The sequence below is a fragment of the Clostridium coskatii genome (assembly GCF_001675205.1).
Taxonomy (GTDB): Bacteria; Bacillota; Clostridia; order Clostridiales; family Clostridiaceae; genus Clostridium_B; species Clostridium_B ljungdahlii.
Genome location: NZ_LROR01000037.1, coordinates 103,571 through 129,217, shown reverse-complemented (window position 1 = coordinate 129,217; position 25,647 = coordinate 103,571). Strand labels below are relative to the sequence as shown.

At 32.1% G+C, this 25,647-nt stretch carries 18 protein-coding genes and 1 riboswitch; of the genes, 8 read left to right on the top strand and 10 right to left on the bottom strand.

Features of this window, described 5'->3' with window-relative positions; all coding sequences use genetic code 11:
* The 5 genes from CLCOS_RS07075 to CLCOS_RS07055 form a co-directional block, all read right to left on the bottom strand.
* Window positions 1–1,923 (bottom strand): PrkA family serine protein kinase, encoded by a 1,923-nt coding sequence (locus CLCOS_RS07075; RefSeq protein WP_013237117.1) that lies wholly within the window; start codon window positions 1,921–1,923, stop codon window positions 1–3.
* A 217-nt stretch (window positions 1,924–2,140) separates the two neighbouring features.
* On the bottom strand, window positions 2,141–2,632 hold the full coding sequence (locus CLCOS_RS07070; protein ID WP_063600323.1) for a MarR family winged helix-turn-helix transcriptional regulator: 492 nt from the start codon (window positions 2,630–2,632) through the stop codon (window positions 2,141–2,143).
* Entirely contained in the window at window positions 2,589–4,166 is a 1,578-nt protein-coding gene (locus CLCOS_RS07065; RefSeq protein WP_065080047.1) for a DHA2 family efflux MFS transporter permease subunit, read from the bottom strand. The genes CLCOS_RS07070 and CLCOS_RS07065 overlap by 44 nt, the downstream gene beginning before the upstream one ends.
* Before the next feature lie 12 nt (window positions 4,167–4,178).
* Window positions 4,179–4,832 (bottom strand): HlyD family secretion protein, encoded by a 654-nt coding sequence (locus CLCOS_RS07060; RefSeq protein ID WP_013237120.1) that lies wholly within the window; start codon window positions 4,830–4,832, stop codon window positions 4,179–4,181.
* Between the two features lie 20 nt (window positions 4,833–4,852).
* Window positions 4,853–5,821 carry an HlyD family secretion protein gene (locus CLCOS_RS07055; RefSeq protein ID WP_013237121.1) on the bottom strand — a complete coding sequence of 323 codons (969 nt, stop codon included), beginning with the start codon at window positions 5,819–5,821 and terminating at the stop codon, window positions 4,853–4,855.
* Between the two features lie 457 nt (window positions 5,822–6,278).
* Between CLCOS_RS07055 and CLCOS_RS07050 the strand changes: the two genes are divergently transcribed.
* The 3 genes from CLCOS_RS07050 to CLCOS_RS07040 all read left to right on the top strand — a co-directional run bounded on the left by CLCOS_RS07050 (window position 6,279) and on the right by CLCOS_RS07040 (window position 11,884).
* Window positions 6,279–7,328, top strand: coding sequence for a carbamoyl phosphate synthase small subunit (locus CLCOS_RS07050; protein WP_063600328.1), 1,050 nt, complete (start codon window positions 6,279–6,281; stop codon window positions 7,326–7,328).
* 44 nt (window positions 7,329–7,372) lie between these two features.
* Window positions 7,373–10,579, top strand: coding sequence for a carbamoyl-phosphate synthase large subunit (gene carB, locus CLCOS_RS07045; RefSeq protein ID WP_023162656.1), 3,207 nt, complete (start codon window positions 7,373–7,375; stop codon window positions 10,577–10,579).
* A 132-nt stretch (window positions 10,580–10,711) separates the two neighbouring features.
* Window positions 10,712–11,884 (top strand): M20 metallopeptidase family protein, encoded by a 1,173-nt coding sequence (locus tag CLCOS_RS07040; protein WP_013237124.1) that lies wholly within the window; start codon window positions 10,712–10,714, stop codon window positions 11,882–11,884.
* A 643-nt stretch (window positions 11,885–12,527) separates the two neighbouring features.
* Here CLCOS_RS07040 and CLCOS_RS07035 read toward each other — a convergent pair.
* Window positions 12,528–13,742, bottom strand: a complete 1,215-nt coding sequence (locus CLCOS_RS07035) for a sensor histidine kinase (RefSeq protein WP_013237125.1) — start codon at window positions 13,740–13,742, stop codon at window positions 12,528–12,530.
* 3 nt (window positions 13,743–13,745) lie between these two features.
* The gene (locus CLCOS_RS07030; protein ID WP_013237126.1) at window positions 13,746–14,423 is read right to left on the bottom strand and encodes a response regulator transcription factor; all 678 of its coding nucleotides are present in this window, start codon (window positions 14,421–14,423) and stop codon (window positions 13,746–13,748) included.
* A 268-nt stretch (window positions 14,424–14,691) separates the two neighbouring features.
* Between CLCOS_RS07030 and CLCOS_RS07025 the strand changes: the two genes are divergently transcribed.
* From CLCOS_RS07025 to hemL, 5 genes are all read left to right on the top strand, one after another.
* Window positions 14,692–15,642, top strand: a complete 951-nt coding sequence (locus CLCOS_RS07025; RefSeq protein WP_013237127.1) for a glycosyltransferase family 2 protein — start codon at window positions 14,692–14,694, stop codon at window positions 15,640–15,642.
* 162 nt (window positions 15,643–15,804) lie between these two features.
* Complete coding sequence (locus CLCOS_RS07020) at window positions 15,805–16,224, top strand: GtrA family protein (protein ID WP_013237128.1); 420 nt, start codon at window positions 15,805–15,807, stop codon at window positions 16,222–16,224.
* Window positions 16,225–16,236: 12 nt separating this feature from the next.
* A complete protein-coding gene (locus CLCOS_RS07015) occupies window positions 16,237–18,444 on the top strand; it encodes a glycosyltransferase family 39 protein (RefSeq protein ID WP_013237129.1) in 2,208 nt (735 codons plus the stop codon).
* 583 nt (window positions 18,445–19,027) lie between these two features.
* A riboswitch (cobalamin riboswitch) is annotated at window positions 19,028–19,206 on the top strand.
* Window positions 19,207–19,364: 158 nt separating this feature from the next.
* Entirely contained in the window at window positions 19,365–20,561 is a 1,197-nt protein-coding gene (hemA, locus tag CLCOS_RS07010) for a glutamyl-tRNA reductase (protein WP_063600329.1), read from the top strand.
* A 28-nt stretch (window positions 20,562–20,589) separates the two neighbouring features.
* Window positions 20,590–21,864, top strand: a complete 1,275-nt coding sequence (hemL, locus tag CLCOS_RS07005; protein ID WP_013237131.1) for a glutamate-1-semialdehyde 2,1-aminomutase — start codon at window positions 20,590–20,592, stop codon at window positions 21,862–21,864.
* Between the two features lie 292 nt (window positions 21,865–22,156).
* Here the strand turns inward: hemL and CLCOS_RS07000 are convergent, their stop codons facing one another.
* The 3 genes from CLCOS_RS07000 to CLCOS_RS06990 all read right to left on the bottom strand — a co-directional run bounded on the left by CLCOS_RS07000 (window position 22,157) and on the right by CLCOS_RS06990 (window position 25,612).
* A complete protein-coding gene (locus CLCOS_RS07000; protein WP_063600330.1) occupies window positions 22,157–22,960 on the bottom strand; it encodes a lipid II flippase Amj family protein in 804 nt (267 codons plus the stop codon).
* A gap of 146 nt (window positions 22,961–23,106) precedes the next feature.
* The gene (gene galU / locus CLCOS_RS06995) at window positions 23,107–23,976 is read right to left on the bottom strand and encodes a UTP--glucose-1-phosphate uridylyltransferase GalU (RefSeq protein ID WP_063600331.1); all 870 of its coding nucleotides are present in this window, start codon (window positions 23,974–23,976) and stop codon (window positions 23,107–23,109) included.
* The gene (locus CLCOS_RS06990; RefSeq protein WP_242866885.1) at window positions 23,966–25,612 is read right to left on the bottom strand and encodes a glycosyltransferase 87 family protein; all 1,647 of its coding nucleotides are present in this window, start codon (window positions 25,610–25,612) and stop codon (window positions 23,966–23,968) included. The genes galU and CLCOS_RS06990 overlap by 11 nt, the downstream gene beginning before the upstream one ends.
* Between the last annotated feature and the right edge of the window lie 35 nt (window positions 25,613–25,647).

Sequence of the window (25,647 nt, the reverse complement as noted above, 5' to 3'; positions counted from 1 at the left end):
TCAATCCTTCCATAGGTTGTTGGCAGCATATTTTAAAATAACGTCACAGCAGTGGTCACAATATCCATCTGCTTTCATTTCCTCAACCATGGAATTATATTTTTCATTTTGTTCCTTGCCCCTTACTTTTGATTTAGTTATAACTCTGGATAGTTCTTTTACAGATGCAGTGAGTTTTTTCTCAATAGCTTCTTTAAGAGGCTCATAGGAAGTATAGCTGATTTTTCCTCCATTTCTTATAACGTAGAACATATATGAAGTTACATCGGTTCTAAATCCTTTTGCAGAATTTTCGGAGATGCCAATATGTTCTTCTATAGATCTCATGAAAGTCTCATCTGGTTCTAATTCTTCTCCAGTAGATTGATCCTTAATTTTATTTTTATTTACATAAGCTTCTGCATGATCTAGGTAATTGTCAAAAAGGCTTTCTGCCTGTTCTTTAAAACTGTGAATAAAAGCTCTGGTTATTTCTTTTTCCAATACTTTGTTATATTCTTTTCTAATGGTATCTTTTATAAAAGTTAAATATCTTTGTTTATCATCTTCAGCTGTGTCTAAATCTTTAACTGCTTTTGTTAAGCTTTCCATTACGCTGAGAGGATTTATACAGTTGTACTCTGAGTTTGAAAGTGCACTATCTAAGGCTTTTACTATAAACCTGGTGGAAATGCCTGTCATTCCTTCTCTAGAACCTGCTTCCTCTTTTAATTCTGAAAAGTCAATTTTTTTAGTTGTGCCTTTTTCAACTATATCTTCTCCATTATAAATTTTTAATTTTGTCATAGGATCTACCTTGTTGGAAGGTGAAAGTCTGGATAGAATTGCGAACATTGCTGCTATTTCTATGGTATGAGGTGCTATATGTGCATTAAATTGACTCTTGCCAAGTATTTTTTTGTATATTTTAATTTCTTCATTTAATTCCATGCAGTAAGGAACTTCAATTTTTACTATTCTATCTAGTATTGCTTCGTTAGTATGATCAGATTTAAATTTGTTCCATTCAGATTCATTAGAATGTGCTAGAATGATTCCATCAAAATAAATCATTGAACCCTTACCTGGAGATGGAACTGATTTTTCTTGGGTAGCTGTAATTATTGTGTGAAGATATTCAACATCGTTTTTAAAAACTTCAATAAATTCTACAAGCCCTCTATTACCTACGTTGAAAGCACCATTTAGTGAGAATATTCTAGGATCATCTTCAGGATACATATCCATCTTTGATATATCAATAGAACCTGTGAGTACAGATGTATCTTGGTTATTAGGATCAACTGGTGGTACTACTCCAATGCCCTTTCTTGATCGTATGGAAAAGTCAGTAGTAGTTACAGGAAATTTTTCATATTCGCCGCCGTAATCATGCTTTAGCCTATATTTACAAACAGGGCATAAATCGCCTTCAATTTCTACACCGAGTGCTTTTTCAAAGCTTCCTTTTAAATGTTTTGGTATAAGGTGCAGAGGCTCTTCTCTCATAGGGCATCCTTCAAGAGCATAAATAGGCTCTGAGGTTTCAAGAGCTTTTTTAATTGATTCTACTAGAGATGATTTACCAGCTCCTACAGGACCTACTAGGTAAAGCACCTGTCTTGATTCTTCTCCCATCATTGCTGCAGAGTGGAAATAATTCACTAATTTCATTATGACTTTGTCAATTCCAAAAAAGTCATCTTTAAAAAAGTTATACCTTCTAATTGGTTCATTACCGTATAATTTTTTTATTCTTGGATTTTCTTCAGGTTTTAAGACTTCATAACCTTTATTCATTATAATATCATACATTCTTCTATGAGATAATTTTACGATTTTAGGGTTCTTTTTTACAATTTCTAAGTACTCTAGAAAAGTTCCTTTAAACTCATGTTTTTTCCTTATTTCCCTGTCTTTTTCAATTATATCTTTAAAGTTCATATTCTCCTCTCCTTTTTATTATATCTATTAAATACTACGCAGCATAGGTATTTATTATGTATAATAATTGATAGCACTTGTGATTTCAATCAAGTGATTCTTAGATTCAGGTGGAGTTTGCTTAAGAGGATGGAAGCCACGGATAAATTTATAAGGATCAAAAGAAAGGTAAAGGGAAAATACTTCAGCAGCAAATTTTGCGGAAGCATTTTCCCTATTATTTAAGATCTTCTAATAGTGATTTGTAATGTTCTAAGGCATGAATAAATTGATCTACTGTCTCGTTATCCATATTTCTTATAGTATCGGATATACAGTTGGAAATAAAGACTTGTCTTATGTTTACTATATCATTGCTTTTTTTAAATTTTTCTGATATAGATAGTCTTACAATTCTCCTGTTGTTTTCAGGTATTTCTCGGGTTACAATGCCTTGATTTACCAAACGATCTATTATACCGGATACTGTACTCTTTGCAAGCAACAAATGATTGCTCAACTCATTTAATGTCATACCAGGTTTTTTATATAGATGAACTATAACTGCCAGTTGAGGTACCGTAAATCCGTATTGTCCTGCAATCTCTCTAAATTTATGACCAATAATTTTATGGATACTTTTAAAAAGATTAATTATTTTATCCGATTGCTCTAATATTAATTCATCATTTCGTGGCGGCAAGTTCTTTTGTGTTGGTATTGTGATCATCTCCTTTCACTGTTTTTTTACTTTTCATCATTAAAGTTAAGACTATAGTGACAATTACTATAACAGAAGTAATAGCAACTGCATAAGCCATAGCATCTATAGTAGCCTGTCCTTGAAACAATTTACTTAACGTAGATAATGCAGAGGCTTTAGCTGTGCCTTGGGGCAGGCCTTCTTGCATATATGATTTCGTAAGAATATTTATTGTATCATTAGCGGGTTTATTGTAGACATTTATTTGCTCAGATAATTTTAAATAATTATAGTTAGTTTTGCTTTGTATTATGGCGGACATTATTGTTACGCTGAGGGAACTTGCTATTTGTCTTATAGTACTAGAAAGAGCAGATGCTTTCCCAATTAAGTTTTGTGGTACTACATTCATTCCTGCAGTATTAATTGGCATCATGGTAAATCCTAGCCCAATTGACCTTATACATAGAATTAAGGTTATCATTTCTCTACTGGAATTCATGTTTATTAAAACTGAAAGATGATAGGAACTTAAGGCTAGTATTATAAGTCCGGGTATAACTAAGGGCTTGGCACCAATTTTATCAAACAAGTTACCGCTAACAGGCATTAGTATTCCAACTACAAGTGCAGCAGGCAGCATGATTAAACCTGTTTCCATTGCTGTATATCCTCTTATGTTTTGGAGGAATAAGGGCAGCACGTATACCCCACCCATAAGTGCCATGGTCAAAACGCAGATTATTATTTGACATACACTAAAATCAAATAATTTAAATACAGTGAGGTCTAAAAGTGGCTGTGGGTGGGTAAGTTCATTTACTACGAATAGTATAAGACTTAGGCATCCTAAAGTCAAAAGCAGTGGGTATTGTACTTTGCTCCAGTCAATTGAAGTCCATTCTCCAAGTACATATAAAATGCTTACTACTCCAATTGTAGAGGATAAAAAGCCTATTACATCAAAAGACTTAAATGTAATTTTTTGGGAGTCTTTTAGTAGAATTCCAGCTAAAATTACACCTAGTATGCCTATGGGAACATTAATGTTGAAAATAAGTCTCCAGTTCATATTTTGAATAATATATCCACCTAAAGTAGGTCCTATGGAAGGCGCTGCCATGGAAGCTATTCCCCAAATTCCAAGGGCTAGGCCTATTTTATCTCTAGGAAATATTTCATATATTATGGACATACCTACAGGCATTATCATGCCGCCGCCTAAAGCTTGTATAATACGAAATACTATCATAGATGTATTGTTCCAGGCAAATCCACACAGCATGGAGCCCAAAGTGAACATTGCAAGCGCAAACATATATATTTTTTTAGAACCGAAAACTTCCTGAAGATACCCCGTAAGAGGTATAATTGCACCAAGAGCTAGGGTATATGATGTCAGTATCCATTTTGAATCATCCATTGATACTCCAAAGACTGCCATCATCTTTGGAATAGCGATATTAACTATACTACTGTCAAGTATGGACATAAAAGTTCCTATTACTACAACAATTAATGCTAGCCAGCTGTATATAGATTTATTGTTGTTTTCTTCCATTATATCACCCCATTACTTTATGCGAATTTTAACAACGGCATTGGTACCTGGAAGTATTTTGTTGTTAAATTTATCTAGAGAAATTTTTATAGGTATTCTCTGAACTACTTTTGTAAATGTACCACTAGTAGTAGTTGGTATAATAGATAGTGCAGATTGGGCTGCTTCTCCTACAGATTTTACTTTACCGGTAAATTTTTGAGACCCATACTCATCTATAGTAATGCTAACTGGCTGTCCAACTCTTATTTTTCCAAGCTTTGTTTCTTCTATGTCAGCAGTTATATAAAGTTTATTTGGATCTATTAAAGTAGCTAGGGTTTGACCAGGAGACCAAATTTCACCGATGGTTCCCTGCTTTTTAATAATTATGCCATTTATAGGTGATCTTATTAAAGATTGATCTACCTTTGAGTCAGATAGGTCTGACATTTCTTGACGGGCTAATATTTGATTTTTAATAACAATATCTCCTTCATCCACATTGAGTTCTAGCAATTTACCACTGATTTGTGGAGTTACGTTGACTAGGTCTGCATCTACTCTTGCATCGTCTGTTGAAACATAGTAGGTATTTTCATACCAATAATAAAATCCTATACTACTGAGTGCGGCTGCAATTACTACTAATATTCCTACAATCAATATTTTTCGTTTCTGTTTCATATTTGAAATACCTTCTTTCTCTATTTTTCAAGTCCAATTTCAGCAAACATACCGGGTTTTAGCTGTGAATCTTTATCTGTTAGGCTTACTTTAACTAAAATGTCTCTGCTTTCAGAATTTAAATTAGAATTTATAACGGCTATTCTACCCTTAAATTGTTTATCTGGTATTTCAGATACTTTTACAGCTACTTCTTGTCCTTCTTTAATTTGACTTACAATATCTAAAGGTGCATAGGCATTTACATAGAGGTTGCTGGAATTTATTATAGAAAGAAGTGTTGCACCAGGGGATACTGTATCTCCTACATTGACATTTCTTGTGTTTACTACTCCAGAAATAGGTGCTGTAATAATAGCATTGCTTAGAGCTGTCTGTGCAGTTTTTAAAGCTGCTTGAGCTTGATCTACCTGTGCTTTGTAAACATCTATAGATGATTTTGTGGGACCATTTTCTAGCATAGCGAGTTGTTCTTGGGCAGTTTTATATTGTGAATCTGCTGTAGCAAGCTGCTGATTGGCCGAATCCAATTCCTGCTGAGTTGCTGCTCCTGCATTTACTAAAGCCTGTACACGGTCGTAGTTCTTTTTTACTGTTTCGTAACTTTGAGAAGCACTGCTTACAGAAGACTGAGCTTCAGCGATTTGTTCAGGACGAGTGATGTTTTGGGCATTAGTTAAATTTGCATTTGCTGTATTTAAAGCTGCTTGGGCTTGATCAACTTGTCCTTGAAGATCTTTTGTATCTAGTTTAATAAGTACGTCGCCTTCATTTGTTTTTGAACCCAAGTCAACGGATATTTCAGAAACTTTTGCTGAAATTTTTGAAGTTATATTTGCCTGTTCATTTGTTGAAATTTTTCCTCCCATTAAAAATTGATCATTGGTATTTTGATTGATGTTTTTAATATTTTTACTTGTAGTATTTGTAGAACCGCAGCCTGTCAAAAATATTACTGTAGCCAGGCTAAATAAAATAGCTTTTTTCATATACAACCTCCTTTAATGGTTTATTCAAGCATTATTTGTATAAAAACTGTTCGTGTATTAACAGTTCTTATTATATACCCGTTTGTTTTCATTTTCAAGAATATTATTCCAAGTAATAATTTAAGTTTTATCTGATAATTGATTTTGCCATACTTAAACAAACAGGATGTTTAATTTAAAAAATACATTTTTTGATACTTGACATAAGCGCATATTTTAATTAAAATAAAGTTTAGAATTTAAGTGAAAAATACACTTTAAATTGGTCCTGTGAGGCCAGAAAGAGGTATGTTATGGGTAAGCTTTTTTATATCCTAAAAAAAATGAATAGTTTTGTATTTGAATATAGAAACTTTGGCAATAGAAAAATTATTTTTAAAAATATTTTTCTGTTGCTTTTTTTGTTTTTTAAGATGGATAAGTGTATTTTTACTTGTAAAAATGCAGGAGGTATATTATGAAAGCAAAACTTATATTGGAAAATGGAAGTATCTTTGAAGGGGAAGCTTTTGGGTATCTAAAAGATACTATAGGTGAAGTAGTATTTAATACTGGGGTGACAGGGTACCAGGAGATACTCACAGATCCTTCTTATTATGGTCAGATAGTAACTATGACTTATCCCCTTATAGGAAATTATGGAATTAATTTAGAAGATATGGAATCATCCAGCCCAAAAGTAAAAGGGTTCATTGTAAGAGAAGTATGTAGTTATTCCAGCAATTTTAGGTCTGAATTAGAACTATCTGATTATCTTAGAACAAATAAAATTTTGGGACTTTCAGGGATTGATACTAGAGCACTTACAAAAATGCTTAGAACAAGTGGTACTATGAAGGGAATTATAACTATAGAGAACTTGGACTTTGCAGCTGTAAAAGATAAAATTAAATCTTTTTCCAATAAAAATGCAGTATCTGAGGTAAGTACAAAGGGAAAATATGCTATAGGTGAAGGCAAAAGAAATATTGCTATTATGGATTTCGGAATTAAAAAAACTATGGTAAAAGCATTTGTAGATAGAGGATGTAAAGTAACTGTATTTCCTTCAAATACTAAAGCAGAAGATGTACTTCAAATTGATCCAGATTTGATATTTTTATCAAATGGTCCGGGAGATCCAGATGATCTTACCTGTGAAATTGAAAATATAAAAAAGCTTATAGGCAAAAAACCTATTACAGGAATATGTCTTGGACATCAGCTTTTGGCATTAGCCCTAGGAGGAAGCACAGCTAAACTCAAATTTGGTCACAGAGGATGCAACCATCCTGTAAAAGATCTTATAAGCGGTAAAGTGCATATAACTTCTCAAAATCATGGCTATTATGTCAATATACTGCCTGAAGATATGGAAATAACTCATGTAAGTTTAAACGATGGAACTATAGAAGGAATGAAGCATAAAAGTCTTCCTATATTCTCAATACAATTTCATCCGGAAGCATGTCCGGGACCGGAAGACAATAATTATATATTTGATGAGTTTATGAAATACGCACTTTAAAATAGTTGAGAATTGTGCATTGAATAGAAGGGAGATAGGTTTTTATGCCTTTAAATAAAAATATTAAAAAAGTATTAGTAATAGGATCTGGCCCTATAATTATAGGTCAGGCAGCAGAGTTTGATTATTCTGGAACTCAGGCTTGTGAATCTCTTAGGGAAGAGGGGTTAGAAGTTGTACTTATAAACAGTAATCCAGCGACCATAATGACAGATAAGGAGGTTGCTGATAAAGTTTATATAGAACCTCTTACGGTTGAATTCGTAGAAAAAGTTATAAAAAAAGAAAGACCTGACAGCCTTTTAGCAGGCATGGGTGGACAGACTGCATTAAATTTGACAGTGGAATTGTATGAAAAGAAAATACTTGAAAAATATAATGTGAATATAATAGGTACCTCTATAGAAGCTATAAAAAAAGGTGAAGATAGAGAACTTTTTAGAGATACTATGAATAAAATAAATCAGCCAGTTGTGGAAAGTGAAATAATAACGGATATGGAAAGCGGTAAAAAATTTGCAAACAGAATAGGTTATCCTGTTATAGTAAGGCCTGCATATACCTTAGGTGGAACAGGCGGCGGAATAGCTGAAAATGAAGAACAGCTGGAGACCATACTGGAATCGGGACTAGAACTCAGCTCCATAGGGCAGGTACTTCTTGAAAGGAGTATAAAAGGCTGGAAGGAAATCGAATATGAAGTTATGAGGGACAGCTTTGGAAACTGCATAACTGTATGCAACATGGAAAATATAGATCCTGTTGGAATTCACACAGGAGACAGTATAGTAGTAGCCCCTAGTCAGACCTTATCTGATAAGGAATATCAAATGCTTAGAACTGCATCCCTTGATATAATAAACGCAGTTGGAATAGAAGGCGGATGCAATGTCCAGTTGGCACTTAATCCAAAATCTTTTGAATATGCAGTTATAGAAATAAATCCAAGAGTAAGCCGTTCTTCAGCTTTGGCATCAAAGGCTACTGGATATCCTATTGCAAAGGTTGCAGCTAAAATAGCTCTTGGATATGGACTGGATGAAATAAAAAATGCAGTTACTAAAAAGACTTATGCTTGTTTCGAGCCATCTCTTGACTATGTAGTAGTAAAAATTCCTAAATGGCCATTTGATAAATTCCACAATGCGGATAGGGAACTTGGCACAAAAATGATGGCTACAGGTGAAATAATGGCAATAGGCAGTAACTTTGAAGCAGCATTTTTAAAAGGTATTAGATCTCTTGAAATAGGGGCCTATTCTTTAGAATATAAAAAATTTAAAGATTTCACCATGAAAGAACTTAAAGAAAGAATAGCATATCCTGATGATGAAAGAATATTTGCGATGGCAGAAATGATTAGGAGAAAATATAGAATTGAAAAACTAGCTGAGATTACAGGAATAGACATATTCTTTATAAAGAAATTCCAATGGATAATAGATGAAGAAGAAAAATTAAAGTTAAGTGACATTTCCAATATGGATAAAGAGTGGCTAACTTTGCTTAAAAGGAAAGGATTTTCAGATAAAGGCATAGCAGATATGCTCCGAGTATCTCCGGAAGAAGTATATAAGCTTAGAAATATATGGAGCATAACTCCGGCTTATAAAATGGTAGATACCTGTGGGGGAGAATTTGAAGCCCTATCACCTTATTATTATTCTACTTATGAACAATATGATGAAGTTCAGGTTTCAGATAAAAAGAAGGTTATTGTAATAGGCTCAGGACCTATAAGAATAGGTCAGGGAATAGAATTTGACTATGCTTCTGTTCACTGTATAAAGACCCTTAGAAAGTTAAATATAGAAACTATTATAGTAAATAACAATCCTGAAACTGTAAGTACAGATTTTGATATTTCAGATAAATTGTATTTTGAACCTATAACTGAAGAAGATGTACTAAGTATAATAGATAAGGAAAAACCTTATGGTGTAATACTTCAATTTGGTGGAGAAACTGCCATAAAGTTAGCAGAATTTTTAAAGGAAAAGAATATAGTTACCTTAGGTACAACAGCAGACCAAATAGATGAGGCAGAAGACAGAGAAAAATTTGATGACCTTTTGGAAAGACTAAATATAAGTAGACCTAAGGGAAAAGGTGTCTGGTCTGTAGAAGAAGGATTGGAAGAAGCAAGAAGATTAGAATTTCCTGTACTTGTAAGGCCGTCTTATGTACTTGGTGGTCAAGGAATGGAAATAACTTACGATGAGAAAGAACTTACTTACTACTTATCCATGGCTTTTAAGAAAGATAGGAAAAATCCTATATTAATAGATAAGTATTTGATGGGAAGAGAAATAGAAGTAGATGCAATTTGTGATGGAGAAGATGTGCTTATACCTGGAATTATGGAGCATCTTGAAAGGGCTGGTATACACTCTGGTGATAGTATAACTATGTATCCTAGTCAGAATATAAGTGATGAAATGAAGAAAAAAATATTGGATTATACCGAAAAGCTTGCAACTGGAATCGGAATAAAAGGTATGATTAACATTCAGTTTATAGAGTATAAAGGAAATCTGTATGTAATAGAAGTAAATCCAAGAGCTTCAAGGACAGTTCCATATATAAGCAAGGTGAGCGGTGTACCTATAGTTGATATTGCAACTAGGGTAACTCTGGGTGAAAAGCTAAAGGATATTGGGTACGGAGTTGGAATTTCAAAAGAACCAAATATAGTAGCAGTTAAGGTGCCTGTATTTTCTACACAGAAGCTTCCAAATGTTGAAGTATCACTTGGACCTGAAATGAGGTCAACTGGAGAAGTGCTGGGTGTTTCAAATACTCTTACGGGAGCACTTTATAAAGGATTTTTAGCTGCAGGAATGTTTTCTAATATGAAAAATGGAGTAATGCTTGCTACTATAGGAGATCACGACAAACAAGAATTTTTACCTATAGCTAAAGAAATTTACAAAATGGGAATAAAATTTATGGCTACTCGAAATACGGCAAAACTTTTAAGAGATAACGGAATTGATGTTAAAGAAGTTAGAAAGATGAACGAAGAAAATCCTAATATAATAGATGTCATAAAAAATGAAGAGGTGGATTTAGTTATAAATACACCAACTAAAGGGAACGATTCTAGAAGAGATGGATTTCACATAAGAAGAACAGCCGTAGAGAGAAACATTCAAGTAATAACTTCTTTAGATACATTCAGAGCTATGACCTATGTCAAATCAGAAGATGTAGATAGTGATGAATTAGATGTATTTTCAGAGTATCAATGAATCTTACTTAGTTGGAAAAGCAGATATCCCAAATCTTTGATTTGGTGATAGTCACTTTCACAGAGTGCGTGGGAGTGTTACAGTAGGCAGCCATCAGATAAGTAAAAATACAATAATGAAAGGTTTGAAATTATGAGTGATATAAAGGAACTTACAGAAAAATATTACCCAGAAATAGTTGAGCTAAGAAGATATTTTCATAAATATCCAGAGTTAAGTAAAAAAGAATTTGCTACTCAAAAGAAAATCATTGAAGTACTGGAGGGCTTAGACTTAGAAATTAGAAAAGCTGCTGGTACAGGAGTTATTGCTGAATTAAAAGGTGAAAAACCAGGTAAAATTATAGCAATTCGAGCAGATATGGATGCACTTGCTATAGAAGATGAATGTGGAAAGCCTTATCAATCTCAAAATAAGGGTGCATGTCATGCTTGCGGTCATGATGGACATATTGCTATGCTTTTGGGAGTCATAAAAGTGCTTAGTAATCTTCGTCATAAGATACAGGGAACTGTAAGATTTATATTTCAACCTAGTGAAGAAGAAGTAGCTGATGGGTCAGGAGCAGCGGCAATTATAGCTGATGATGGACTAAAAGATGTAGATGCAATTATAGGAGCACATCTATGGCAGCCTGTTAAATTTGGAACAGTAGGAATATCTGCTGGTCCTATGATGGCAGCAAGTGATGAATTTACAATAGTTATTGAAGGAAAAGCAGGGCATGCCTCTATGCCACATCAGACTATAGATTCTATATTAACGGCATCCCAAATAGTGGTGGCATTGAATACAATTGTTGGAAGAGATGTAGACCCAATGAAGCAAGCTGTTGTATCCGTTGGAGTATTTAACTCAGGGCGTGTTTACAATTCCATAGCAGGAAGAGCTGAACTAAAGGGAACAATAAGGTCTCTTGATGAAAATGTGCGAGAAAAAGTATTTGGCCATATAAAAAAGATAGTAGAAGATGTGTGTGATATGGCAGGTGCGAAATGTGAAATCGAGAGAGATAGGTGCACTTATGTGCTGTCAAATGACCCTAAGGTTACTAGTATTGTTTTAGAAGCTGGTAAAGAGATGGTTGGACATAAAGCTCATGCTATAGAGCCTTTTATGAGTAGTGAGGATTTTTCGTACTATTTGCAAAAGATTCCAGGGTGCTTCATCTTTGTAGGTGTAGGTAATCCTGAAAAAGGTATTATATACCCTCAGCATCATCCTAAGTATGACATAGATGAGAGAGCCATGGCATACGGGGTAGAAGTCATGAGCAATGCTGCATTGAAATTACTTTCAAGTTAGAAAACCTATAGAATTTATAAATGAAAAATCAACTTATACTTCGGATATTTTTTACAACCTTCAGCTCGTTAAGTATTTTGATAAGGCTAAGAAAAAAATTCAAAAAAATACTGAGGAATTTTGAAAACTCGTACCTCGAACAATTCAAAAGTCCTAGATTTTTTAAGAATTTTTTTCTAAGACTTATATACAAAATATTTAAAAGAGCTTCATTATTGTAAAAATATGCCTGCGTATAAGTTGATTTTTAAGTTATAGAATCTGGATAGGTTTTCTAAGTTAAATTTGTCAGCATATGAATTGGTATAAATGAACTTTTCATATATAAACTCCATAGAGTTTTTCTACATGTACGTTCATTTTTATGAATAATATTATATGAGATATTATAATTGAAATTTTAACTTATACATAAATATACTAACAAAATTGAAATTACATTTAAAAACTTTTATAAAAATAAGTCTTAGCTTGGTATTTTAGAAAATCTTAGGTACTTAGATGTGTTTGAGGTACGAGTTTATCTAAGTACCTTTAGGTTTTCAAAATACCAAGCTTTAGACTTATTAAAAGTTTTTAGTGTAATGAAATTTGTTAGTATATGGCTGTTCTAAGTAAACTTTCTACTTAGAAACTCTATATTTTAACTCACCGGAAATATAACTTTAAAAGTAGATCCTTTACCTACAGTACTTGATACATCTATAGTTCCATTATGTTCTTCCACTATGCACTTTGCAATGGAAAGTCCAAGTCCAAAATTACCCTGTCTATTTGATCTAGATTTATCAACTTTGTAAAATCTCTCAAAGATTTTATTTAGATGCTCTGGAGCTATACCTTCCCCTGTGTCAGACACTGTTATTTCAATTTTATTTTTTATTTTTCCTAAAGTTACTTTGATGGAGCCACCTTCAGGGGTATGTTTTATTGCATTGTCAACTAAGATAGTTATAAGTTGGTTGATCCTTCCCTCATTCCCTAAAAAAATTATATCCGGATGAATATCTGATAAAATGGCTATTTTATGTTTTGTGGCAACTGGTTCAAGAGGAACTACAGATTTAGTTACAGCACTGCTTATATCAAAGGAAGAAGTATCAAATCCGTTTTTATGAGAATCTGATCTAGCAAGAAATAGAAGATCTTCTATGAGTTTAGTCATTCGTGTAGTTTCAATCTTAATATTTTTAAGCCATTTATCCTGGCTTTCTACGGTTTCATCTTTATTGTCTAGTACTATATCTAAATTAGTGGTTATAACTGCAAGGGGAGTTCGAAGTTCATGGGATGCATCTGCAGTAAAAGCTTTTTGTTTTTTCCAGGCATTTATAATAGGTTTTAGAGATATGTTGGCAAGGAATAAGCTTATTATAAATACAAAAACGAGACTTATTATGTAAATTGTTACAGATATAGTAATCAATCGACGCAGTACTTCATCGTCGAAGGCTTTATCTTGAAAAACCACAATAAGTCCATAGCTTTTAGGAACTTTAATATATCTCAAAATATAATTTCCATATGTTGAAGTGCCGTTTAGTTTGTCTTTCTTTAATATTTTTTCTAATAGTTCTTTATAGTCTTTTTCAGACAATGGGGAATTAGGGGATATTTCCTCAATTTGATTTTTAAAATTTATTTTTATAAAAAAGCTTTCAGAAGCAGTCATGTTTTTGTCATGAGGCCCGGAAGGTGGAATATTTTCCATTTCAGCTGTTTTACTCATACGCATATAGGCAGAATGTTCAAAACTTGTGTTCATAAGTATATATATGCCTGAAAATATGGTTATTAATACCAAGCTTGTAAGTATTAAATTGATTAGAATAAGTTGTATTTTTAATTTACGAAACATAATTTAAACCTCTTTCAAGCAGTAGCCTATACCTCTTATAGTTTCAATGACTACATTACATTTTAATTCTCTTAATTTTTTCCTCAAGTATGAAAAGTACACTTCAATGTTGTTATTCATTTCTATGTCAGAATCAAGGCCCCATACTCTATCTAGAATTTGATCTTTAGTTAGTACTTGATTTTTATTGCGGGCTAAAAGCTCTAGAAGCTGGGATTCTTTTGTAGTTAGTTTAGTTTTGTTACCATTGCATTCAATTTCTCCCCTCAGTGGATTGAAAGTTAGAGAGGACAGCTTAATGCTTCCATGTTGGATAAAATCTGTATGCCTTCTGCTGAGAGCTCTTATTCTAGCTAGCAGTTCCTCCTTAGAGAATGGCTTTACAAGATAGTCATCTGCTCCATTGTCAAGTCCTTCTACTCTATTTTCAATTGAGTCCATAGCAGTAAGCATAAGCACTGGGGTTTCAATACCTTTTTTTCTTATAAATTTTAAAATATCAAGTCCGTTTTTTTCTGGAAGCATTCTGTCAAGTATTATCAAATCATATATTTCGGATTCAGCCATTTCCTGTCCAGTAATTCCATCATAAGCTGCATCTACAGCGTAATTATTTTTCTTTAAAATATAAACTAGAGCATCTGAAAGCATAACTTCGTCTTCAACTAAAAGTAATCTCATAATAAAATTCCCTCCTTATCTCTAAATATTATACTATAAAGCTATATGATTTTAACTATAAAATATAATTAACAAACTTTTCTCCATTTATTGTTATAATTTTAAGTTTGTTTTAAGGTTGAAACCTCAAAATAATAATTAAGCTAGATCGATAAAGTTTCTAAGGTATTTGAAAGAAAATAACAAGTCAAAAATGCGACGGATATTTTTTATAATACTGACTGGTTATTTCTTTAAAAATGCCTAACATTAAATTGAGGTGAATAACATGAATGAAAATGTAATGTATTCTATAGTAGTACCACTGTATAATGAGGAGCTAGTAATAGATGAAAGCTATAGAAGACTTAAAAAAGTTATGGACTCTACTTTAGAGAATTATGAAATTATATTTATAAATGACGGAAGTAGCGATAAGACTAGGGAAAAGACGGAAAAGATATGTAGTGAGGATGAAAATATAAGACTTATTAATTTTTCGAGAAATTTTGGTCATCAATGTGCTATAACTGCAGGAATGGAAAACTCCATAGGGCAGGCTGTAGTTGTAATAGATGCAGATCTTCAAGACCCTCCAGAGGTTATTTTAGATATGATTAATAAGTGGAAGGAAGGCTATGATGTCGTCTATGGAAAAAGAGCTAAGAGGGAAGGAGAATCGTTTTTTAAGAGATTTACAGCAAGGTCATTTTATAGATTATTAAAGAGTATGACTAGCATTGATATTCCTGTAGACACCGGAGATTTTAGACTTATAGATAGAAAAGTGTGCAATGCATTGAATTCACTACCGGAAAAAAATAGATATGTGAGGGGACTTGTAAGTTGGGTTGGGTACAAACAAACCTTTGTAGAATTTGTAAGGCATGAAAGATTTGCGGGGGATAGCAAGTATCCGCTTAAAAAAATGATGAAACTGGCTTTTGATGGTATAACATCATTTTCTTATAAGCCGCTTATGCTTGCTGGATATTTAGGAGGACTATCACTTTTTATTGGAATTGTTTCAATCATAGTTGAGTTTACAAAATGTATATTACAAAAAACCAGCATAGTAAATTTTGGACTCATAATATCAATTGATTTGATAATGTTTGGGATAATATTAAGTTGCATGGGTATAATAGGCCAGTACATTGGAAGAATTTTCGACGAAAGTAAAGGAAGACCTAATTATGTTATTGAAAATATAGTAAATAAGGCATTTGAAAGAAAATAACAAGTCAAAGATGCGACGGATATTTTTTATCAGACAGGGAGGTAGGTTTCGCAGATAGTGAATCCTATCTAAGGGTTCTGCCGACGCAGTATGATAAAAAATAGGCTAGCATACTGACTGGTTATTTCTTTGAAAATGCCTAATAGAAAGGAGTAGATAAGTATGGATCAATTAATTAAAACTATGGATTTTATTTTCAATGGTAAACTAAAACTACTAAGTCGTTTTTCTGCCACTGGTGTCATAAATACAATAATAGATTTTGCTGTATTCACCCTTTGTCAAAGTGTATTTGGACTCCATTATACTATAAGCCAGGTTATAGGCTATAGTTTTGGAGTTATAAATAGCTTCATATTCAATAAAAAGTGGACTTTTGAATATAAAAGTTCTGGAAAAAAGGTGATTCGAGAGGTATCACAATTTGCAATAGTAAATCTTATTTCACTTATTTCAACACTTGTGTTTATGAAATTTTTAATAAATGATTTTAATCTAAACGTGTATTTATCAAAAATAATTGTAACACTCATAGCTCAGGTAATAAATTTTTTATTATATAAAATATGGGTATTCAATTAAGGAGGAAAACTTATGAAAAAATTAAAATTTACAAAAGAAAGATTTGCACTATGTATAATTCTGGTCATATCTGCAATATTAAATTTTGCAAATTTAACTATAGAAGGATATGGAAATTCATATTATGCTGCAGGTGTAAAGAGTATGCTCATGAATTTTAAAAATTTCTTTTTCGTATCATTTGATCCCGCGGGATTTGTATCCATTGATAAGCCACCTTTAGGTTTTTGGATACAGACTATATCAGCAAAAATATTTGGATTTAGTGGATGGAGTATATTATTTCCCGAGGCTCTTGCCGGAGTAATTTCAGTTGGAATCTTATATTATATAGTAAAGAGATCTTTTGGAGAGATAGCAGGACTTATATCAGCTCTATGTCTTTCAATAACGCCAGTTTTTGTAGCAACCAGCAGGAATAATACTATAGACAATCTATTAATTGTGACATTACTTTTTGCCTGCTTATTTTTATCCAAAGCTGCTGAAAAAGGCAAGCTTAAATATTTAATAATAAGTTTGGTTCTTGTAGGATTAGGGTTTAATATAAAAATGCTTCAGGCATATATGATAGCTCCTGCTCTATATATAACTTATTTGATTTCTTCAGCTGTACCTGTAAAACAGAGGATAAAACATTTGATTATAAGTACACTTATTCTTGGAGTAATATCTTTATCGTGGGCAGTAGCAGTGGACTTGGTTCCATCGCAAAACAGACCTTTTGTAGGGAGTAGTACAAATAACACCGTTACTGAACTTATATTTGGACATAATGGATTGGAAAGGCTCAGCAGTACTAATGGTGGTATAGGTGGAGCACCATCAGGAAAGGTAGGAAATTTTCAATTTAAAGAATTTAGAAGTAATTTTAGCAAAAATCAGGCAAATTTACAAAGTGGAAACAATAATGCTCCTAGTGCAATGACACCTCCACAAAATTCAAAAAATTCTGTTCAAAGTCCACAAGGAGGCCCAGGAGGTCAGAATACACAAGGTAATTTCAAAAATCAAGGTGGAGGACCTGGTGGTGGCGGACCTGGTGGACCAAATGGACTTTCAGGAAGCTTTGGAGGACAGACAACGGCAGGTATTACTAGATTATTTTCTAAAAATGTTTTGTCAGACCAGATAGTTTGGTTTTTACCTCTAGCTATATTTGGACTTGCTGCATCTGTAATAGTAGAAAAACTTAAGTTCCCATTTGATAATAAGAAAAAATTGGGGTTAACATTATGGACATTATGGTTGGTACCTGAATTCATATATTTCAGCTACACAAAGGGATTGTTCCATCCATATTATTTAAGTATGCTGGCCCCTCCAATTGCAGCCTTATGTGGAATAGGACTTACTTCCATGTGGAAGCTATATAAGGAAGGCGGCATAAAATCATGGATAATGCCTGCAGCATTTATTGTAGAAGGATTGGTACATCTTTTAATGTTATCCTATTTTATTACTACTATATCCACTACTATAAAATCTATAATTATAGCAGCTATAATATTGTGTTTTGCATCTGCCGCACTGCTTATAATATATAGAATAGTCAAGAGAGGAAATTTGGATCAGGGCAATAATGGAAGCTTTGCCGAGATATTTACAACACTTGCCCTTGTAGGAATTTTGGTAACACCTGCTGTCGGTTCTGCTGCTGCTATAACTCACAGCTTAAGTTCTTTGCCTGCTGCAGGATTAGAGCTCCTGTCAAGCGGTGAATCAGGGAATTTCATGATGATGGGCGGACAAAATAGTAGTAGGAATTCAAAGCTTATAAAATTCCTTGAAAGTCATACTTCAAATGAAAAATATGCTCTTGTAGTTTCAGGTTCTGCTTCTGCTGAAGATATTATAATTGAAAGCGGCAAAAGCGTAATGGCTCTTGGAGGTTTCTCAGGATCTGACAAGATACTGTCCTTAAGCGAATTTAAACAAATGGTTAAAAAAGGTGAGGTAAGATATGTACTTACAGGAGGTATGGGAGGAAGAGATTCTCAGGATATAATGAATTGGATTCAGAGAAATGGAAAAGCTGTTTCAACTGCTGAATGGAAAGACACTACTAATTCTCAAGCTCAAAAAGGTCAAAGTTCTACTAATAATACTGATAATAGTAAAATGGATAGTAACTCAAAAAGAAACAGCAACTTACGTTTTCAGCCAATGGGCGGCATGAACAATGAAACACTGTATGATTTAAAAGGCACTGTAAAATAGAGGTAGAGTTTCTAAACAAAAAATCAACGTATGCTCTGGATATTTTTTACAACCTTCAGCTCGTTAAATATTTTGATAAGTCTAAGTAAAAAATTCTAAAAAAGCTAAGAACTTTTGAAAACTCGTACCTCAGACAATTCAAAAGTTCTAAGTTTTTACGAATTTTTTTCTAAGACTTATATGCAAAATATTTAAAAGAGCCTCATTATTGTAAAAATATGCTTGCGTATAAGCTGATTTTTAAGTTATAAATCCACATTGAGGTATTCTAGCTTGAAATTTCAACTTATACTTGAAAATAATGCTGACAAAATTGAAATCGCACTTAAAAACTTTTTTTATAAGTCTTAGTGAGGTATTTTAGAAAATCTTAGAAGCTTATATATGTCTGAGGTACGAGTTTATATAAGCTTCTTTAGATTTTCAAAATACCGAACTTTAGACCTATAAAAAGTTTTTAGTATGATGAAATTTGTCAGCATATGAACCGGTATATGTCAACTTTCAATCTAGAAACTCTATAGTTGATTCTTTTTATGATAATGTTATAATTAAGGTGAAAATTAATGTTGTAAAATAAAATTTAACAAATAATAGTATAGGTTTAATTACATTTAATTAAAAGGGAATCAGGTGGAAATCCTGAACTATCTTGTAGCTGTATTAGGTGAATTTAAGTAAGACAAGCCACTTGTAAATAGGGAAGGCATACTTAAATGATGAAGCTTAAGTCAGAAGACCTGCCTATATAGTAGGCCATTAACTCTACAAGTGATAGGGGGCATTGTAATAAATAAAGTATTTATTACTTATGTTTTATGTGTGAAGACCTTTTAACACTTAGTTAAAGGGTTTTTTAGGTATATAGTGAAGTTATATTTTAATTATAATAATATAGTTGTAATATTGGAGTTGATAAAATGATACAACTTATAGGGGTAAAAAGTGAATGTGATATTGAAATAAGGCAGAAGTTCTCTATTGTATCGTCAAAATTAGAAGATAAATTAAAAAATGTTTATAAAATTACAGCAAACGTTTTAATTTTGAGTACTTGTAACAGAACAGAAATATATGTGGATTCTAATATACAAGGTGAAGAACTAATAAATGCTGTATTTGATGCTTTAGGTTGGAGCAGGGAACTTATTACATATACCTTTTATGCAAAAAGTGAAGATGCTATTAAGCATTTAATGGAAGTAAGTTGTGGTTTCCATTCTAAAATTTTGGGAGAAGATCAAATTTTAGGACAAATTAAGACTGCATATAATATGGCATTAAAAGCTAAGACTATAAAAGGACAGCTTCAGAGGCTATTTCAGAATGCAATAACTTGTGGTAAGAAGTTTAAGAATGACTGTGAAATGTATAAAATACCTGTATCTGTACCATCAATAGCTGTTAAAGAAGCAGAAAAGAGCAAAGTAAAAAGGTATATGGTAATTGGGTTTGGTGAAATAGGAAGGCTTGTTCTCAAATATTTAGCTGGCTTGAATACCGAGATAGTATATATCGTAGTACGTGATTTGAACAAAGTTAAAGATTTATATGAAAATTGTAACTGGATTAAGTTCATAACTTTTAAAGAAAGAAAAGCTTATTATAGCAATGTGGATTGTATTATAAGTTGTACTTCTGCACCTCATGCTATAATTTATAAAGAAGAACTTCCTAAAAAGAAATTTCTCATATTTGATCTTGCAGTACCTAAAGATATAGATGCAGGTGTATTAACTCTTCCAGATGTAAAAGTATATGATATAGATAATATAAGCAGTATTGATGAAAATAATAAGATTATGCGAAAAGAAAAAATGGAAAAGTACAGGTATATTATCCAAGAATATATAGATGAATTTATAAAATGGCAGTCTTTAGATGAACTTTCACCGGAAATACAGAAGATGAAAAGTTTTGGAAGTGAAATATGTGAAAAGAGGATAGAGACTTTTAAAAATAAGAGGTATACCAAAGATAATGAAGTACTCGTACAAACTATGATACAGAGTACAGCCAAAGTGTATATAAACAGGGCTATAGATGTGTTAAAAGAAGCAAAACTTCAAGGAAAAGAAGATGAATATTTAAAGCTTATAAATAAAATATTCTGTTAATGATGAAGAAATGGAGATGTAAAACTTAATGAGAAATGATGATATATTTAATGAATCCAAATTATACATGCCAGGAGGAGTAAATAGTCCTGTTAGAGCATTTAAAGATGTGCCTTTGAATCCACCTGTTATAAAAAGGGGAAAAGGAGCTTATATTTATGATGAGGATGGTAATAAATACATAGATTTTGTATGCTCATGGGGGCCTATGATTTTAGGACACTGTGATGATGATGTGGTAAAGGCTATAAAGGATACAAGTGAAAATGCTATATCTTTTGGTGCTACTACAGAGCTTGAATTGGAGCTTGCAAAATATGTATGTACCACTTTAGATAATGTAGAAATGCTTAGAATGGTAAATTCAGGAACAGAAGCAACTATGAGTGCGGTAAAGCTTGCTAGAGGGTGTACTGGAAGAAATAAAATAATAAAATTTGCAGGTTGCTATCATGGTCATTTTGATGATTTTTTAGTAGAAGCAGGTTCTGGAGTCATGACAGAAGGAATTCCAGGAAGCGCTGGGGTTCCTGAGGACAGTGTGAAAAATACTTTAATAGCTAAATATAATGATCTTTCTAATGTGGAGAAAATTTTTGAGAAGCATGGTAAAGACATTGCAGCGATTATAGTAGAACCAGTAGCAGGAAATATGGGCGTAATTCCTGGGGATGCCAATTTCTTAAAAGGGCTTCGAAGTATTTGTGATAAAAATGGAAGCTTGCTTATTTTTGATGAAGTAATGAGTGGATTTAGGGTAGCCTATAAAGGAGCCCAGAGCATTTATGGAATAAAACCGGATATAACTACTTTTGCAAAAATTATAGGTGGAGGTCTTCCTTGTGGTGCTTATGGTGGAAGAAAAGAAATAATGGAAAAACTTTCACCAATGGGACCTGTCTATCAGGCAGGAACAATGTCCGGAAATCCCCTTGTAATGGCTGCAGGAATTGCAACTTTAAAGAAGCTGCACGACAATCCTGATTACTATGAACATCTTGAAAAATTAGGTGCAAAATTGGAACAGGGTATAAAGGACATAGCAAAAAAGAAGGGCATAAATGTTGTAGTAAATAGGTGCGGAGCAATGTTTGCTATATTCTTTACTAAAGATTCAGAAGTTAGAAATTATGAAGATGCTAAAAAATGTGATACTGCTCTTTTTGCAAAGTATTTTCAGCATATGTTGAGCAAAGGCATTTATATTGCACCTTCTCAATTTGAAGCTATATTTTTAAATGTAAAGCATACTGAAGAAGATATTGATAAATTCTTAGAGGCATTCAGCACATTTGAAGCCTAGATAGGGTTTCTAAGCAAAAAATCAACTTATACTATGGATATTTTCTACAACCTTCAGCTCCTTAAATATTTTGATAAGTCTAACCAAAAAATTTTGAAAACCTAAGATCTTTTGAAAACTCGTACCTCAGACAATTCAAAAGGTCTAAGTTTTTCTGGAATTTTTTACTAAGACTTATATGCAAAATATTTAAATGTGTTTGCTTATTGTAAAATATTTCTACACATAAGTTTATTTTTAAGTGAGAAACTAAACTTTATAGTTTGGAAATTAAAACAAACTTTCACATGAACTAAATTAACTTTGCTATAAGGACTATTAGATGTGAAGCAGGCACTAATATTAATTGTGCTAATATACTTCCAATAATCAATCCACCAACAATAAAAATTATGCAGCGGTTAAATTCCAATTCTGTACGTTCTCCTCTTATCACATCATCTGTCATCATAGATAAATATGGATCAATAAATATAAACATGAATATTGTTGAAATACTGTTGATTACAGATGCTAAAGTGCTGCAAGTAGTTCTTAAACTAGGACTTAAGCATCCAGCATATAATGATGATAAAATACTTATACTTGATATAGAAAATGCAATAATATTTAGTAAAATTACCTTTTTAGGAGTTTTTCTAAAGTTCTTTAATTCAGATAAATTTTCTCTTTTAGGAATTGAAATACTATTTTTAAACTGCTCAATTCCTGATTTTGAAAATGCATGAATCATCAATCTAGGTACAGACCTGTAAACACTAAATGATATAACCAATTTGCTAAACACTTTTATAAAAGTTGGCATTAAAATTGCACCAGCTATTGTGGCTAACGTAATAGAAAAAACTATCCATCTAAAAATATACAGTAAGTTACTAGAATGACCTGTATTTATACCATTTTCAATAGTTTTTGCTAACAATGGAGCTTGAATAGTATTAGCTGTTCTTTGTATAAGTACAAAAACATTAAATACAGCAAAAGATACTGCAATTCTACCAGTTTTTATTCCCACAGTTCTAGTAGAATATGCTAATGTTCCTATAACATAAATAATAAAAGTTAGCATAAAAACTAAATATACCTGTATTGTCATTTTTCTTACCACCTTATGGATTCATTAGTTTATTTCATAAATTTGTATATGCAAATTATATCACAATTTTAATTTTGATAGGAACTTATAAGATGAAATTTGTCAGCATGTTTTTATATGACTTGAAACTTCTACTTAGAACTTTCCTAAAGTGCAGTTTTAATTGTAGATAAATATTCCAAAAGCTCACCTTTTAAGACATTATTTTTTAGCGCATAGTGTATATTTGCTTGAAGGAAACCAAATTTATCTCCTGCATTATATCTTTGGCCTTCAAAACAATATCCATATATTGCTTCAGTTTTTACAAGTTCTTTTAGGGCATCTGTTAGCTGTATTTCTCCTTTTTTATCTGATTTGTTTTTTTCAAGTATTTCAAATATTTTTGGAGTTATAATATATCTCCCTAGAATTGCGATATTTGAAGGAGCTTCTTGGACTGTTGGCTTTTCTACCATATCTTTGACTTTAAAAGTTCCCTTTTCAACTTCAATGTCACTTATAATACCGTATTTTGATACAGCTTCTTCCTTTACAGGCTGGACACCTAAAATAGAAGTATTGTAGTTATCGTAACAATCTATAAGCTGCTTGAGACAGGGTATTTTGCTGTCAACTATGTCATCGCCTAACATAACTGCAAAAGGTTCATCTTCTACAAAATTTTTAGCAAGACTTATAGCATGACCTAATCCTTTAGGTTCTTTTTGTCTCGTATAATATATATCTACCATGTTGGATATGTTTTGAACTAACTTTAATAAAGTGGTTTTATTATTTTTTTTAAGTTGATCTTCAAGCTCTACGGATTTGTCAAAATGATCTTCAATAGATCTCTTATTTTTGCCCGTTATTATTAATATTTCTTCAATTCCAGAAGATACAGCTTCTTCTACTATATATTGAATTGTCGGCTTATCTACTATAGGCAGCATTTCTTTAGGTTGAGCTTTTGTAGCAGGAAGAAATCTTGTACCTAGTCCTGCAGCAGGAATTATTGCTTTTTTAATTTTCATAAGTTACACGTCCTTTCATTTTTAACATTAAATCTATTAATATTTTCATAAGATATATAAACAAAATTATGTTTAGCATCGAAACACCATCAGTTATTAAACTGTGAGAATCTGAATTCATTCCTCTTGAACCACCAAACAAAATATAATAAATATTGGTGTAAATTGTTATAGTGTAACCAACTGCTAAGGTTAATAGTCTTTTATCTTTTAGGTATATAAAGCTTATAATTGATAATGCGGCAGCAGGAAATAAATATCTTTCATGCATTCCTGTGGAAAATGTGAAAACACCTGAAATTTGAACAAATGCTGAAGCAAAGACAAATGCTCTGTTTTTGTTCTTTGCATATAAGTACCAGCAAGATAAAGTAATTGCAATTATTGCAATCATTCCCCAAATCTGATAGTTAAATATGAAAAACACTTCTGAATTCTTTTTATAATTCGCTCCAATTAAATTAAAAAAGTTAAATCCATTTACAGAAGCATAAGGGTACTCTGATATAGTTTTTGAATATAATTTAAATATCCACAGGGCATTTTGATTGTAAGAAAAAGGTAGTATTATAACTAAAGCTGTGATAAGGGCCGAAATTATTGATTTTACACATGTTTCTAAATTCCTTTCTCGTACTAGTTCAAATAGAAGAACTGGCAAAAATATAATTCCCTGAGGTTTCATAAGCACTGCACAGGTAAATGCTATAGATGATAAGACTGTCTTCCCTTCTGATAACAAAAACAGTGACAGTACTATAATTAGTGTAAAGAAAGAATCTACTTGTCCCCAAAGTGCAGAGTCTATAAAAGTAACCGGGTTAAAAATGTAAAATGCACTAAGGAAAACGCTAAATTCTAGTGATAAATACTTTTTAGCTAATCTGTATATAAAATAAGCTGTAATCACATCAGTTACTATTGATGGAAGTTTCAAAAGTAGTGTGTAATATGGATTAATTGAACTTGCACTTGCAATTTTACCAATTAAAAATAGTACATACATATATAAAGGTGGATAGTCGCCAGATTTTGCATTTGTATAAAATTGAGAGAAACTATTTGCTGCAGTTGATGCCCAATCTTTAAATAAATTTATGTCTCCGCCATAGCCTTCCATAACTGTAGACAGTGAAATCCTTAAAAATAGTCCTATACACAATAATGAAAAAATCAATATTTTTATATTATTTCTATTTATTTTTAAATCTCTATGAGTTATAAAGTAGAAAGTTCCAGCACACAAAATTAAAAAGGCTATTAAATATAAGGTTAAAAAAGGTGCATATTTGCTTTTGGTAGATGAAAAGTCTCCTCTCATATCTCCACCGGGTATTTGATGTGTACCATTTCTAGATCTCTTACTGTTTTCTTTGCCAAAATGCATACTATTACCTGGCTGATTTTGAATGTTATTTTTTTGATTATACCTGGTTCCATTTGAAAATTTAGCATTATCTTTTGGAACAGGAATATTTTTATTGCTTTTATTATTGTTAAATTGTTGTATGTTGTTTTTAGATATAATAGTATTTGCTTTGTAATTTTTTATACTGTAAATACAAAAAAATGCGGATAGTAATATTAGAAAAATAAGACCTATCTTAAATAGATTCTTTTTTAGAAATATTGTCATCATTTCACTCTCCTCTCTTAGAAGTTAATTATATT